The 14,301-nt window shown below is 65.6% G+C and carries 13 protein-coding genes; 9 read left to right on the top strand and 4 right to left on the bottom strand.

Features of this window, described 5'->3' with window-relative positions; genetic code table 11:
• Positions 1–58: 58 nt before the first annotated feature.
• The gene (locus G455_RS25440; RefSeq protein WP_051312092.1) at positions 59–799 is read left to right on the top strand and encodes a GntR family transcriptional regulator; all 741 of its coding nucleotides are present in this window, start codon (positions 59–61) and stop codon (positions 797–799) included.
• Between the two features lie 35 nt (positions 800–834).
• Positions 835–1,176 (top strand): TfoX/Sxy family protein, encoded by a 342-nt coding sequence (locus G455_RS0101710; protein WP_028092090.1) that lies wholly within the window; start codon positions 835–837, stop codon positions 1,174–1,176.
• A 92-nt stretch (positions 1,177–1,268) separates the two neighbouring features.
• Here the strand turns inward: G455_RS0101710 and ndk are convergent, their stop codons facing one another.
• Both ndk and G455_RS0101700 read right to left on the bottom strand, forming a co-directional pair.
• The gene (gene ndk, locus G455_RS0101705) at positions 1,269–1,691 is read right to left on the bottom strand and encodes a nucleoside-diphosphate kinase (RefSeq protein ID WP_028092089.1); all 423 of its coding nucleotides are present in this window, start codon (positions 1,689–1,691) and stop codon (positions 1,269–1,271) included.
• 118 nt (positions 1,692–1,809) lie between these two features.
• Complete coding sequence (locus tag G455_RS0101700) at positions 1,810–3,015, bottom strand: multidrug effflux MFS transporter (RefSeq protein WP_028092088.1); 1,206 nt, start codon at positions 3,013–3,015, stop codon at positions 1,810–1,812.
• Positions 3,016–3,134: 119 nt separating this feature from the next.
• Here G455_RS0101700 and G455_RS0101695 point away from each other — a divergent pair, with 119 nt between their 5' ends.
• The 3 genes from G455_RS0101695 (at position 3,135) to G455_RS0101685 (ending at position 6,487) form a co-directional block, all read left to right on the top strand.
• On the top strand, positions 3,135–4,988 hold the full coding sequence (locus G455_RS0101695) for an ABC-F family ATP-binding cassette domain-containing protein (protein WP_028092087.1): 1,854 nt from the start codon (positions 3,135–3,137) through the stop codon (positions 4,986–4,988).
• A gap of 230 nt (positions 4,989–5,218) precedes the next feature.
• Complete coding sequence (locus tag G455_RS0101690) at positions 5,219–5,851, top strand: MarC family protein (protein WP_028092086.1); 633 nt, start codon at positions 5,219–5,221, stop codon at positions 5,849–5,851.
• Between the two features lie 54 nt (positions 5,852–5,905).
• On the top strand, positions 5,906–6,487 hold the full coding sequence (locus tag G455_RS0101685) for a retropepsin-like aspartic protease family protein (protein WP_028092085.1): 582 nt from the start codon (positions 5,906–5,908) through the stop codon (positions 6,485–6,487).
• A 91-nt stretch (positions 6,488–6,578) separates the two neighbouring features.
• Here the strand turns inward: G455_RS0101685 and G455_RS0101680 are convergent, their stop codons facing one another.
• Together G455_RS0101680 and G455_RS0101675 are read right to left on the bottom strand one after the other, a co-directional pair.
• Positions 6,579–7,040 carry a DNA polymerase III subunit chi gene (locus G455_RS0101680; protein WP_028092084.1) on the bottom strand — a complete coding sequence of 154 codons (462 nt, stop codon included), beginning with the start codon at positions 7,038–7,040 and terminating at the stop codon, positions 6,579–6,581.
• A gap of 5 nt (positions 7,041–7,045) precedes the next feature.
• The gene (locus tag G455_RS0101675; RefSeq protein ID WP_028092083.1) at positions 7,046–8,524 is read right to left on the bottom strand and encodes a leucyl aminopeptidase; all 1,479 of its coding nucleotides are present in this window, start codon (positions 8,522–8,524) and stop codon (positions 7,046–7,048) included.
• Between the two features lie 238 nt (positions 8,525–8,762).
• On the opposite strand from G455_RS0101675, the gene lptG reads away from it, so the two are divergent.
• From lptG to pdxA, 4 genes are read left to right on the top strand one after another with little or no spacing between them, the layout of a single operon-like run.
• On the top strand, positions 8,763–9,866 hold the full coding sequence (gene lptG, locus G455_RS0101670) for an LPS export ABC transporter permease LptG (protein ID WP_028092082.1): 1,104 nt from the start codon (positions 8,763–8,765) through the stop codon (positions 9,864–9,866).
• Complete coding sequence (locus G455_RS0101665) at positions 9,863–12,034, top strand: LPS-assembly protein LptD (RefSeq protein WP_189658317.1); 2,172 nt, start codon at positions 9,863–9,865, stop codon at positions 12,032–12,034. Before lptG ends, G455_RS0101665 begins: the two co-directional genes overlap by 4 nt.
• Complete coding sequence (locus G455_RS0101660; protein ID WP_028092080.1) at positions 12,019–13,287, top strand: peptidylprolyl isomerase; 1,269 nt, start codon at positions 12,019–12,021, stop codon at positions 13,285–13,287. Before G455_RS0101665 ends, G455_RS0101660 begins: the two co-directional genes overlap by 16 nt.
• Complete coding sequence (gene pdxA, locus G455_RS0101655) at positions 13,284–14,255, top strand: 4-hydroxythreonine-4-phosphate dehydrogenase PdxA (RefSeq protein ID WP_028092079.1); 972 nt, start codon at positions 13,284–13,286, stop codon at positions 14,253–14,255. The genes G455_RS0101660 and pdxA overlap by 4 nt, the downstream gene beginning before the upstream one ends.
• The last annotated feature ends 46 nt before the right edge of the window (positions 14,256–14,301 follow it).

Here is a 14,301-nt window from a genome sequence, read left to right as displayed (position 1 = left end):
TTACGCAGTATCACGAGGTGATCCGATGCCTTCCGCCGTTCCGTTTCGACGTTCCGCCATGAGTGAGTCGTCCGACGATCCGCTGACCTGGCGCGGCCACCGCGACCTGCCCGAGAGGATTTCGGATGACCTGACCCGACGGATCATGGCCGGCGAACTGAGCGAGGGCGACCGGCTGGTCGAAACCGATCTGGCCGCCTATTATCAAGTCAGCCGCGGCCCCGTCCGCGACGCGCTGCGCATCCTGACCAACCGCGGGCTGGCCGATCTCTTCCCCCGACGCGGCGCCGTGGTGGGCCGGTTCGACCGCGACACCCTGGCCGACGCGATGAACGTCTATGCCTCTCTTCTGGGGCTCAGCGCCCGCTATGCGGCGCTGATGTGGACGGGCCCGGATCTGGCCGAGATGCGCCGCCGGGTCGAGGCACTGGAGGCGCTGGCGCGGGAGGAAACCTGCAAACCGATGCGCTTCGCGCTGAGCTCGGGCCGGATCGGCACCGCGCTGGCGCTCTGCGCTGACAGCCCAATGCTGCTGCGCACCATCCGCAGCAATGCCAACGATATCGTCTGGGCGCTGCTCTGGCGCGAATTCCATGTCGATTTCCGCACCCCGGAGAGGCGACAGGAGAATGCCGCGATCTGGCGCCAGGTGCTGACCCATGTGGAGGCCCGCGCCGATCTGGCGGCAGAAACCGCAACACGCGAGCTGATCTTTCAATGCCGGGACGAGGCGCTGACGGTCATGGGATTGGCCGGAGACACCGACCCGCGCCGCCAGTTGCGCAGTCCAAGCACCTGATTGGCAGCGCGCCCGCGCGGCGCTAAGGTCGGCCCATGTCAGAGCCCGTTTCCGCCATCCGCAATCTCGGCCCCGCCTCGGTCGCCCCCTATGCCCGCGCCGGCATCCATTCCGCCGAGGAGCTGCGCGCCCTTGGCCCGGACGCCGCCTATCGCCGGCTGTTGCAGGCCGGCAGCCGGCCGCATTTCATCGGCTATTACGCCATGGTCATGGGGTTGCAGGGGCGCCCCTGGAACGATTGTCAGGGCGACGAGAAGAAGGCGCTGCGCGTTCGTTTCGACGCCATCTGCGCCGAGGTGCGCGGCACGGGCGATCCGGCGCTTGGCGCGCTTGAGGCAGCGCTGGACGAGATCGGGGTGATCGAACGGCGGCGATAAGCCCTTACCGGTATGCGCCCGGAGGCGCCGCGCCCTCCCCAAAAACAAAAGGGGGCCCGAAGACCCCCTTTCGAAACGGATGTGATCCCGTCTCAGCCGACGATTTCGGTGCCGGCAAAGAAATAGGCGATCTCGACCGCCGCGGTTTCCGGCGCGTCCGAGCCGTGGACCGAGTTCTCGCCCACGGATTCGGCGAATTCGGCGCGGATGGTGCCGGCGGCAGCATCGGCCGGGTTGGTGGCGCCCATCACTTCACGGTTCTTGGCGATGGCGTTTTCACCTTCCAGAACCTGCACCACGACCGGGCCGGACGACATGAATTCACACAGTTCGTCGTAGAAGGGACGTTCCTTGTGCACACCGTAGAATTCACCGGCCTGCGCCTTGGTCATAAGGATGCGCTTCTGGGCGACGATGCGCAGACCAGCTTCCTCGAATTTGGCGTTGATCTTGCCGGTCAGGTTGCGGCGGGTTGCATCGGGTTTGATGATCGAGAACGTGCGTTCCAGTGCCATGGGGCTTGCTCCTAAGACTGGTCGCCCGGCAGCAGCGCGGGCGGGGATGATATTGGCGCCGCCTAACATGCGCGGGCGCGATTGAAAAGGCTTCTGACCCACCTGCCGCCCGAAGCGTTCACACTCCCAGCGGCAGCGGATCGCGCCGGTCCACCCAGCGCACATAAAGCGCCGCGATCAGCCCCAGAGCGCTGGTGACCAGCATGATCGACAAAACGATGTAGGGCGCATGGTCCGGCGTCACCAGCGCACCGGTCAGGCTGGTCATAATCGCCCCCAGCGCCACCGTCATCGCCCCCGACAACCCCGAAGCACTGCCCGCCAGCCGCGGACGCACCGACATCACGCCCGCGTTGGCATTGGCGTTGGTCAGCCCGTTGCCAAAGCCCACCACGATAGCCGAGCCGAAGAACACCCAAAGCGTGCCGGCCCCCGAAAAGAACAGCGCCAGGCCACCGATCGGCCCCAGGGTGGCAAAGATCCGCCCCACCAGCACCATTGTCACCAGCTCTGCCCGCGCGCCCACCAGACCCGAGACGAAATTCCCCACCATGAACCCCACGGTGATGATGCCGATCCCCAGCCCCAGCGCCGCCGGGCTCAAATCGTACCAGGCGGCCGCCACCAGCGGCGCCCCGGTGATGAAAGCGAAGAATCCCGCCACCGCGAAGGCATAGCACAGGCTATAGCCCCAGAATCGGCGCGAGCGGAACAATTCGGGATAATCGTGGATCTGGTCACGGAAACTGAAGCTGGCCGCCGCAGCATTGGTCTCGCCCAGATCGGCCCAGAGGATCACCAGCATCACCGCCCCCAGCAGCGAATAAAGAACGAAGGAGGACCGCCAGCCGAACGCCATGTCGAGCGCCCCGCCCAGCATCGGCCCCAACATCGGCGCCAGCGCCATTGCCATGGCGACATGTCCCAACATCTTCGCCGCATCCTTGGGCGCGTGCATGTCCCGGATCACCGCGCGCGACAGCACCTGCCCCGACACGATCCCCGCCTGCAGCATCCGAAACCCGAGAAACACCCAGACATTCTGCGCCAGCGCACAGCCGACCGACGCCAGCACGAAAATCGCCGTTGTCAGCACCATCACCGGCCGCCGGCCATACCGGTCGGACAGCGGCCCCATCGCCAGTTGCAACACTGCCGAAATCGCCAGGTATCCGGCGACCGACAGGTTCACCAGCCCGTAATCCGCGTTCAGGGCCTCGGCCATCTTGGCCAGCGATGGCAGGAACATGTTCAACGTCAGCACCGATAGCGCGTTGGCCAGGATCAATGTCAACAAATGGGGCGGAGTGGTGGCGGGACGCATGAAAGCCTCGGGACGACGGAGGGGGGAGAAAGATGGCATTTCGCCGCTATCACGCCCGGTTCTGGTTGACCATCCCTTGACCGCTGGCGGCGGCGCGAACCCTCTGCTATGAGCGCTTCATGCTGCGAATTGAGAACATTTCCTATGCGGTCGCGGGCCGCACCCTCTTCGAAGGCGCCAGCGCCACGATTCCCGATGGCCACAAGGTGGGCCTGGTCGGGCGCAACGGCGCCGGCAAGACCACGCTGTTCCGCCTGCTGCGCGGAGAACTGGCGCTGGAATCGGGCGCGATCTCCCTGCCCGCCCGTGCCCGCATCGGCGGCGTCGCACAAGAGGTACCCTCCTCCTCCACCTCGCTGATCGACACCGTGCTGGCGGCCGACACCGAACGCGCCGCCCTCTTGGCGGAGGCCGAAAGCACCCAAGACCCCCATCGCATCGCCGAGGTGCAGATGCGGCTGACCGATATCGACGCCTGGGGCGCCGAGGCGCGCGCCGCCTCGATCCTCAAGGGGCTGGGATTCGACGACGCCGACCAGCAACGCCCCTGTTCGGATTACTCCGGCGGCTGGCGGATGCGGGTGGCGCTGGCCGGAGTGCTGTTCGCCCAGCCCGATCTGCTGCTGCTGGACGAACCGACCAACTATCTCGACCTCGAAGGCGCGCTCTGGCTGGAAAGCTACCTGGCGCGCTACCCCCATACGGTCATCATCATCAGCCACGACCGCGGCCTTTTGAACCGCGCGGTGGGCTCGATCCTGCATCTCGAGGGCAAGAAGCTCACCCTCTACAGCGGCACTTACGACCAATTCGCCCGCCAACGCGCCGAACAGCGCGCGCTGCAAACCACCGCGGCCAAGAAGCAGGACGCCCGCCGGGCGCATCTGCAAAGCTTCGTCGATCGTTTCAAGGCCAAGGCCAGCAAGGCCAAACAGGCGCAGTCTCGGGTCAAGATGCTCGAGAAGATGGAGAAGATCACCGCGCCCGAAGATGCGGCGCGCACCGTCTTCACCTTCCCCGAACCCGAAGAGCTATCGCCGCCGATCATCTCGCTCGAAGGCGCATCGACCGGCTATGGCGACACGGTGATCCTGCGCGGCATGACGCTCAGGATCGACCAGGACGACCGCATCGCGCTTCTGGGCCGCAACGGAGAAGGCAAGTCAACGCTGTCGAAGATGCTGTCGGACCGGCTGCCGCTGATCGACGGCAAGATGACCCGATCGTCCAAGCTGCGCATCGGCTTCTTCGCCCAGCACCAGGTCGACGAACTTCATGTCGATGAAACCCCGCTGCAACACCTGCAGCGCGCCCGCCCCGAGGAACAACAATCCAAGCTCAGGGCGCGACTGGCAGGCTTCGGACTGGGCGCAGATCAGGCGGAGACGCTGGTCGGCCAGCTTTCGGGCGGCCAGAAGGCGCGACTGTCTCTGCTGCTGGCGACCATCGACGCGCCCCATATGCTGATCCTCGACGAGCCGACCAACCACCTGGATATCGAAAGCCGCGAGGCGCTGGTCGAGGCGCTGACCGCCTATTCCGGCGCGGTGATCCTGGTCAGCCACGACATGCACCTGCTGAGCCTCGTCGCCGACCGGCTGTGGCTGGTCAAGGGCGGCCGCGTCGCCCCCTATGAGGGCGATCTGGAAACCTATCGCGCCGAGCTGCTGCAACGCGACACCCCGGCCAAACCCGCGAAGCCGGCCGAGACAGAAAAGCCCAAGCGCGCGCCGCGTGAAACCCTTCTGGCGCTGCGCGCCGATGTCCGCAAATGCGAGGATCGGGTCGCAAAACTGGCCGAGATGCAGGACAAGCTGGCGGCGAAACTGGCCGACCCGGCGCTCTATGAATCAGAGCGCGTCGGGGAGCTCGAGGTCTGGAACCGCAAATACGCCGAGCTGAGCGAAGCGATGGACAAGGCCGAGGCGCTCTGGCTGAAGGCACAAGAGCGCCTTGAGGTGGCCGAGGGCTGATCTCATCCCCCTCTGCCAGGGGGCTCCCGCCCCCAGCGCGGCCCTGCCGCGCTTCCCCCGGCCGTATTTGCAACGAGAAGAAGGCGCAAAAAAGAAGCGGCCTTTCTCTTCGTCCCAAATACGGCCGCCGGAGGCCTGCACCGCAGGGGACAATCTGCTCACTCACTGGGGCTTTCCTTTTGCCACAGGCCGCGCCAAGCTGGACGGCAAATATCCGATGAAGGACCCATATGGACAGCGCCTTTCTGATCTCAGCCTTCGCGACGCTTTTCGTGATCGTCGACCCGATCGGGCTGATGCCGCTGTTCCTGGCGATGACGCAGGGGATGCCCCAGCGGCAACGGCGCAGCATCGGGTTGAGGGCCTGTCTGGTCGCTGCCGTGCTGCTGACCGTCTTCGCTGCCTTCGGCGAGGCGGTGCTGGGTTTTGTCGGCATCACCATGCCGGCCTTCCGCATCGCCGGCGGCATCTTGCTGTTCCTGACCGCCCTCGACATGCTGTTCGAGCGCCGCACCAAGCGACGCGAGGATCAGGCCGAGGGTCAGAGCGAGGCGGAAGATCATCCCGACCCTTCGGTCTTTCCCCTGGCCATTCCGCTGATCGCCGGCCCCGGCGCCATTGCCTCGATGATCTTGCTGGCCGGCGAAAGGCCGGGGCTGGGCGGGTTGGCGACGGTTGTCGCGGTGATGCTGGCGGTGCTGGGGCTGCTCTTTTGCCTCTTCCTGATCGCCGGGCTGTTCGAGCGGCTGCTGGGCAAGACCGGCATCGTGGTGGTAACCCGGCTTCTGGGCATGTTGCTGGCAGCGCTGTCGGTACAATTCGTGCTGGACGGGCTGCGCGCCTACGGGTTGGCGAACTGGTAACAGCGCAGGGCTGCGCTTACATAGCAGGCATATCAAGAAGAGGCGCGCGCGACGATGGATTCCTGGAATTTCGGCAACCTGACCTATCTTGTCCTGCTGGGGGCGGTGCTGGTCTTCTGGCTGTTCGTGCAGAACCGCGCAGGCTTGGGCAAGAAGCTGCAGCATCTGGCCGGCTGGGGGCTGATCTTCATCGGAGTGATCGCCGCCGTCGGCCTGTGGGACGACATCCGGCGCGAGGTGATGCCGGGCCGGGCCGCCGCAGTCAGCAGCGGTCGGATCGAGGTTCCGCGCGCCTCCGACGGGCATTATTACCTGACCATGCTGGTCAATGACGCGCCGGTCGATTTCATGATCGACACCGGCGCCTCGGGCGTGGTGCTCAGGGCCCAGGACGCCCGCCACGCCGGCATCGACACGGCCGGTCTGGCCTATTCCGGCCGCGCCAATACCGCCAATGGCACCGTGCGCACCGCGCCGGTGAAAATTGACCGCATCTCGCTCGGGCCGGTGGAGGATCGCAACCTGCGCGGTTGGGTGAACGAGGGGGAGATGGACAAATCCCTGCTGGGCATGTCCTATCTCGAACGCTGGGGCAAGATCGAGATCAGCGGCGGCGATCTGGTGCTGCAGCGCTGACGAATTGGCCCCGCCGGCTCTGCCTCGGCCGGCCCCCAAGCCACGGATGCAGGCGCCGCACCGGAAAACGCCATGTTTTCCGGACAGCGGTCTAACGTTCGGCCTTCTTCTCCCAGCGCCCCGTCTCCTCGGACCAGTATTGCGCCGAACAGCCTGCCCCGGTCAGCGCCTTCCATTGCCCTCGGGCGCGTTGTACCGCCTCGGGGTCGTGGCCGTCGAACAGGATGCATACCCGTTCCAGTGCGGTGACCTCCTCCGGCGCCACCTCGGCGCCGTCGAGTGTCATGAGACAAGCGGGATCATTGAGTGCCGGGCCGCGATCCGCGGTCAGCAGGATCGGTTGCAGCGCATCATGCGGCCCACCGGCCAGTCCATGGGCCAGGAAACCTTCGTCCGGGCCCTGCCAGAGCTTTTCATCCAGCCATTCCATCCGCCCCGCATCTGTGCCGCGCACGGCGATACGCCAGCCGGCCCCCCGCGCCTTGCCCAGCAGCACCGCCAGCGTGTGATCCAGCGGATGCCGGGTCAGGTGATAGAAGAAGGCGGCGCCCATCGTCCTCATCCCGCCTCGAAGGCGTCCCGCACCAGACGGTTCAGCGCCAGAACGCCCCAGCCGGTGGCCCCGGCGGGGGCATAGGCGGTATCCTCCTTGACATGCGCCACGCCCGCGATGTCGAGGTGGATCCAGGGCGTGTCCTCTTTCACGAAGTGCTGCAGGAACTGCGCCGCGGTGATCGAGCCTGCAGGACGGCCACCGACGTTCTTCATATCGGCGATGCGGGACTTCAGTTGCCGGTCATAGGCCGGCCCCATCGGCATCCGCCAGGCGCCTTCGCCCTCGGCCGCCGCCGCCTTGAGGAAATTGCCGCAAAGCGTGTCGTCATTCGAAAACACCCCGGCGTTCTCGTGACCAAGGCCGATGATGATCGCCCCGGTCAGCGTGGCGAGGTCGATCACGCCCGCCGGCGCGAAACGCTCCTGCGCGTACCAGAGCACATCGCCCAGCACCAGCCGCCCCTCGGCATCCGTATTGATGATCTCGACGGTATCACCCTTCATCGAGGTGACGACATCGCCCGGCCGGGTGGCCTCGCCCGAGGGCATGTTTTCGACCAGCCCCACCAGGCCCACGACATTGGCCGGAGCCTTGCGCAATGCCAGGGCCATCATGGTGCCGGCGACGGTGCCAGCGCCGCCCATGTCCATGGTCATGTCTTCCATCCCGGCGCCCGGCTTCAGGCTGATGCCGCCGGTGTCGAATACCACCCCCTTGCCAACCAGCGCCAGCGGCGCCGCGCCGGCCTCGCCGCCATTCCACTGCATCACCACCACCTTGGTCGGCGTGACCGAGCCCTGGCCAACGCTCAGCAGCATGCGCATGCCGAGCCGTTCCAGATCGGGTTCTTCCAGCACCTCGACCTCGATCCCCAGCGCCGAAAGCTCCTGCAGACGGTCGGCAAACACCGTCGTCGTCAGGACGTTGGCGGGTTCGTTGATCAGATCGCGGGTCAGATGGGCGCCTTGCGCCACGGCAAGAAGCGGCGCCGCCTCGGCCTCGACAGCGGCCGGATCGCGCAGCAGCAGGGTGATTTCACCCAGCGTCTTTTCAGCGGCCTCGCCGGTCTTGTGGGCCAGAAAGCCATAGCTGCGCAGCCCCAGCCCCAGCGCCAGTTCGGCGGCCCGCTTATGGCTGTCCGCGGCCAGGGTGATCGCCGCACCATCGGCTCGTTTGGCCAGCGCCGCACCGGCCCGCCGCGCCTCGAGCGCCGAGGCCTTCTTGTCGATCACCAGCACATCAAGCGCCTCGGCCGCCATGCCGGCGGGAAAGGCCAGGGTCAGCACCTCTCCGGTTTTCGCCCTGGTGAATTGTGCGCTTTCGATCAGCCGCTTCAGCGCCCCCCGGGACAGCCGGTCGGCCCGACGGCCCGCCCGATCCAGGCCCCCCTCGGGCGTCGCCAGGACCGAGACACGGCCCTCTGCCGTCGCCAGATCGGACAGATCGAGCTGGGAAAAACGGATGGTCGGAATGCTGCTCATATCGGTCTCCTGGACATTGCGGACAGTCGGGCGCTCGGCCCGTCCCCCATGGGTAACGCGGGCCTTCGCGCTTGACCAGATAGCAGTTTTCCCCGCCAGGCAATTGCATTAAGGTCCCGCGAAAGACAAAGGCCGGCTCCGGGGGGATTGTAGTGCCTACGAATGCTTTCGGTCCGAACCGGCCGATTCTGCAACCTGCCGCTGCGGTGATCCGGCCGCCTCTTTCGGGGTGTGCCGGATGATTCTCGACCGTTACTTCACGCGGCGCTTTTTGCAGGCGTTCGGACTGATTGCGGGCATATTCTTCGCCCTGATCATGCTGATCGACCTGATCGAACAGCTTCGCCGGTTCGAAGGGATGAGGCTGGGGCTGGGCAAGTTGCTGCATCTGTCGCTGCTGAATGCCCCCGCCGCGATGAGCGAGCTTCTGCCGCTGATCATGATCCTGTCGGCGGTGGTGCTGTTCGTCGGGCTTGCCCGCAGCAGCGAACTTGTGGTCAGCCGCGCCATCGGTCGATCGGGCATCCGGTCGCTCGCCGCGCCGGTAACGGTGGCGGCGGTGATCGGCCTGCTTGCGGTCATGTTGCTGAACCCGATCGTCGCGGCCACGTCGAACCGTTACGATCAGCTTTCGGCCCAAGCGCGCGGCACCGGTGCCTCCTCTTCTGTGCTGTCGGTCAGCGGCGAAGGGCTCTGGCTGCGCCAGGGCAGCCAGAGCGGGCAATCGGTGATCCATGCCGATGGCCATGATCCCGATGCTACCGTGCTTTATGGCGTCACCATCCTGAGCTATTCGCCCAATGGCGTGCCGGTCCGCCGCATCCTGGCCGAAAGCGCCCGGCTTGAAGACGATAGCTGGACGCTGACCAATGCGAAGGTCTGGCCGCTGAGCGCCGGCATCAACCCCGAGGCGGATTCCAGCGTCCACGCCACCATGAGCATCGCCACTACCCTGACCCACGAACGCATCCGCGAAACCCTTGGCCGGGTGGAAAGCGTGTCGATCTACAATCTGCCCGACACCATCCGCCAGCTCGACGAAGCCGGGTTCTCCACCCGTCGGCAGCGGGTCTGGTATCAGGTCGCCCTAGCGCGGCCGCTGTTTCTGGTTGCCATGGTGCTGGTCGGCGCCGCCTTCACCATGCGCCACACTCGGTTCGGCGGCACCGGCGTGGCGGTCCTGACTGCGGTCCTTCTCGGCTTCGCGCTCTATTTCATACGCAACTTTGCTCAGATTTTGGGGGAAAACGGCCAATTGCCGATCACCTTGGCCGCCTGGGCGCCGCCACTTGCGGCCGTTTTCCTGTCTCTCGGACTTCTTCTTCACGCGGAGGACGGATGAAACTGCGTTCCGCCCTGCTTCTGACCCTTGCTACCTGGATGCTGATCCCGGCGATGCCGGCCAGCCTGCACGCGCAAAGCCCCGGCACCCCGGCAGCCGAAACCGCGCAGGACCAGCTCCCGGCGATGCTGGTGGCAGATCAGGTCTTTATCACCCCCGAGCGCCAGCTCGTCGCCGAGGGCAATGTCGAAGCCTTCCAGGGCACCACCCGGCTGTCGGCCCGCAAGATCACCTTTGACAGAGCCAGCGGCAAGCTCGAGATCGAGGGACCAATCCGGATCGACCAGGACGGTCGCATGACCATCCTGGCGGAGGCAGCCGATCTCGATCAGGGGCTGCAGAACGGGTTGCTGAAAGGCGCGCGGCTGGTCTTCGATCAGCAGGTGCAATTGGCCTCTCTGCAGATGGTGCGTGTCGGCGGGCGCTACACCCAGCTTTACAAGACCTCAGTCACCTCCTGCCACGTCTGCGAGAATGGCAAGCCGCCGCTGTGGCAGATCCGCGCCCGCAGCGTCACCCACGACCAGCTCGAGCGGCAGCTTTATTTCGAAGGCGCTCAGCTGCGCGTCCTCGATGTGCCGGTGTTCTATTTTCCCGCGCTGCGCCTGCCCGATCCGACGCTTGACCGCGCCTCGGGCTTTCTCAAGCCCTCCATCCGAACCACATCGCAGCTCGGCACAGGGATCAAGGTGCCCTATTTCTTCCGGATCGGCGACAGCCGCGATCTGACGGTGACGCCCTATGTCTCACCCCATACCAAGACGATGGACCTGCGGTACCGCCAGGCCTTCCGCCACGGCGGGATCGAGATCAAAGGCGCCTATACCCGCGACGATCTGACGGATGACGATAGCCGCGGCTATCTCTTTGCCACCGGCGGCTTCGACCTGGGCAACCGCTACAAGCTGAGTTTCGATCTGAAAACAGTGGCGGACGATGCCTATCTGGTCGACTACGGGCTGCCCGATTACGACCGGCTCCGCAGCGAGATCGAGCTGACCCGGACCACCCGAGACAGCGCCTTTCGCGGCGCACTGATCCATTACGATTCGCTGCGCGACAGCGAGATCGAAGACGAGATCCCCACACGGATCGCCGATGTCAGCTATGAGCACCGACTGTTCCCCACCCGTCTGGGCGGAGAATTCAGGCTGAGCCTGAACAGCCGCGCCTATGAGCGCACCTCCTCGGCCAATATCGTCGGTCGTGACGTGACACGTGCCACGGCCGATGCCGAATGGCGGCGCCACTGGATCACCGCCTCCGGCCTGAGGGCGGATTGGGAGATGGGGTTTTCGGCGGATATCTTCAAGATTTCCAACGACAGCACCTATGGCAACCATGTCACCCGATCGACCCCCCGGGCGGCGCTGAGCCTGCGCTATCCGATGACGATGACCACCGGCACCGGCGTCACCCATTTCCTTGAACCGGTGGTGCAACTGGGCTGGAGCGATGTCCATGGTGGCACGCCGCCGATCGACGAAAGCCGGTTCGTCGAATTCGACCAGGGCAATCTGCTGGCGCTATCGCGGTTTCCCTCGGAAGATGCCCGCGAAGACGGCACCGCGTTGGCGATCGGGGTGAATTGGGCCCGGTTCGCCCCCTCGGGCTGGCAGGTCTCGGCCTCCGCCGGGCAAGTCTTCCGATCGGTCGCAGATCCGGATTTCTCGATCAGCTCGGGCCTGGCCGGCAAGGATTCCGATCTGCTGCTGGCCGCCCAGATCAAGAACGCCAGCGGCATCGCCTTCACCGCCCGCGGGCTGCTGAACGATTCCTTCAGCTTTTCCAAGGTCGAATTGCGCAGCGACTGGTCGCACCGGCGCACCACGCTCAGTGGCTCTTACCTCTGGCTCGGCATCGACCCCCAGGAAAGCCGCATGGCCGAGGTCTCCGAGTTCTGGGTCGACGGCAGCTATAAGGTGAACCCGAGCTGGACCGCCACCGCGAACCTGCGCTACGATATCGCCTCGGATAATGCCACCTATGCCGGGGTCGGACTGATCTATCGCAACGAATGCGTGACGGTCGATCTTTCGCTCAACCGGCGCTATACATCGTCGACAAGTGTTGAGCCTTCGACCAATTTCGGATTTACCATCGCTCTCAGCGGCTTCGCCGTGGAGAGCGGAACAGAAAAATACAGGCGATCATGCGGAAAATCCTGACCCCTCTGCAGCATTCTCTGACCCGGCGCGCCGGCAGCCTCTGTCTGGCGGCCCTGATCGGGCTTGTCCCGGTCGCCGCAACGGTCCTTCCTCGGCCGGTGGCGGCGCAGGGCCTGTTTTCGCCCGCGATCACCGTAAATGGCGATGTCATCACCCGATACGAGCTCGATCAGCGGGAACGGATGATGCAACTGCTGAATGCGCCCGGCAATCCGGCGCAACTGGCGCGCGAGGCGCTGATCGAAGACCGTCTCAAGGAACAGGCGGCGAAGACGATGGATATCACCGTCGCCCCCGAAGAGGTACAGCGCGGCCTGGACGAGATGGCCCAACGCGCCAATATGACCTCAGAACAGTTCACCGAAGCGATGAAGCAGGGCGGCGTCTCGCAGGAAACCCTGCGTGATTTCGTCTCGTCCACGCTGATCTGGCGGAACTATATCGGCGCCCGCTTTGGCGCGCAGGCTCGCCCCACCCCCAGCGAAATCGACCGCGCCATCAGCCAGGCCGGCCAGGGCGGCGGGCTGCAGGTGCTGCTGTCCGAAATCATCATTCCGGTCACGCCGCAGACGCTCGACCAGGTCGATGAACTGGCCCGCCAGATCTCCCAGCTTAAGACGCCAGAGGCCTTTTCCTCCGCCGCCGCGCAATATTCTGCCAGTGAAAGCCGCGCCAACGGCGGCCGGCTATCCTGGTTGCCGCTGACCCGTCTGCCCCCGGCGCTGCAGCCGATGATCATGGGGCTCAAGACTGGCGACGTCAGCGATCCGGTCATGTTGCCCAATGCCGTCGCCCTGTTCCAGATGCGCGGCCTGCGCGAAAGCGGCGTTGCCGAACCGCGCTACGCCAAGATTGACTACGCCGCCTATTACATTCCCGGCGGCCGCAGCCCCGAGGCGCTGGCAACCGCGACCAGGATCGAGCAAACCGCAGATACCTGCGACGATCTCTATGGCATCGCCAAGGGTCAGCCGCCCGAGATCCTGGAGCGCGAGGAGCTGGCCCCCGGCAAGTTGTCGCGCGACATCGCGCTTGAATTGTCCAAGCTCGATCCCGGCGAATTCTCCACCGCGCTGACCCGGAACAACGGCCAGACGCTGGTGCTGCTGATGCTCTGCGGTCGCACCGCCGAATCCGTCGCCGATGTCAGCAAGGAACAGATCGGCCAGAGCCTGATGGAACAGCGGCTGCAGAATTACGCGCAAAGCCAGCTCTCCCAGCTCAAGGCCGATGCGCTGATCGTAGAGCAATGAGCCCCCGCCGCCCCGTCGCGCTGAGCTGCGGTGAACCGGCGGGCATCGGGCCCGAGCTTGCCGTCAAGGCCTGGCAGTCGCTCGGAACCGACTGCCCCTTTGTCTGGATCGGCGATCCGCGCCACCTGCCCGCCGGCACACCCGTCGCCGAACTCGACGATCTGGCCGAGACGGTGATCGCCTGCGCCCGTGCCCTGCCGGTGCTGCGGCTCGATTTCGCGGCGCCGACCTCCCCGGGGCAGACCGATCCGGCCAATGCCCGCGGCACCATCGCCGCCATCGAAAAGGCGGTGGAGCTGGTGCAGCAGGGTCACGCCAGCGCCGTCTGCACCGCGCCCATCCACAAGAAGGCCCTGATCGACGGCGCCGGCTTTGCCTATCCCGGCCATACCGAATTCCTCGCAGCCCTGGCCGGGGTCGAGCGGGTGGTGATGATGCTGGCCTCCGAGCGGCTCCGCGTCGTGCCGACCACCATCCACATGGCCCTGTCCGAGGTCCCCAGACGGTTGACCCCCGACCTCTTGCGCGAGACCATCGAGATCACCGCCCACGACCTGCGCACCCGCTTTGGCATTGCCCATCCGCGGCTGGCAGTCGCCGGGCTGAACCCGCATGCCGGCGAAGGCGGCGCCATGGGGCGCGAGGAGATCGACTGGATCACGCCGCTTCTGGCGGAGCTGCCGCAGACGGACTTCACCGTCACCGGCCCGCATCCCGCCGATACCATGTTCCATGCCGCCGCGCGGGCGCGCTATGATGCCGCGATCGCCATGTATCATGATCAGGCGCTGATCCCGATCAAGACGCTGGATTTCGATCAGGGGGTGAATGTCACCCTGGGACTGCCCTTCGTGCGCACCTCGCCCGATCACGGTACTGCCTTCGATATCGCCGGCAAGGGGATCGCCAACCCCGCCAGCCTGATCGCCGCGCTTCGGCTGGCGCAGAAGATGGGCGCACAAACATGACCAGCGGCCTTTTTCTGGCCGGAAATATCCCCGCCGGAGGCATGAA

Source organism: Pseudodonghicola xiamenensis DSM 18339, assembly GCF_000429365.1.
Taxonomy (GTDB): Bacteria; Pseudomonadota; Alphaproteobacteria; order Rhodobacterales; family Rhodobacteraceae; genus Pseudodonghicola; species Pseudodonghicola xiamenensis.
The sequence above is the reverse complement of the archived record's forward strand: the minus strand, read 5'-3'. Positions and strand labels throughout refer to the sequence as shown.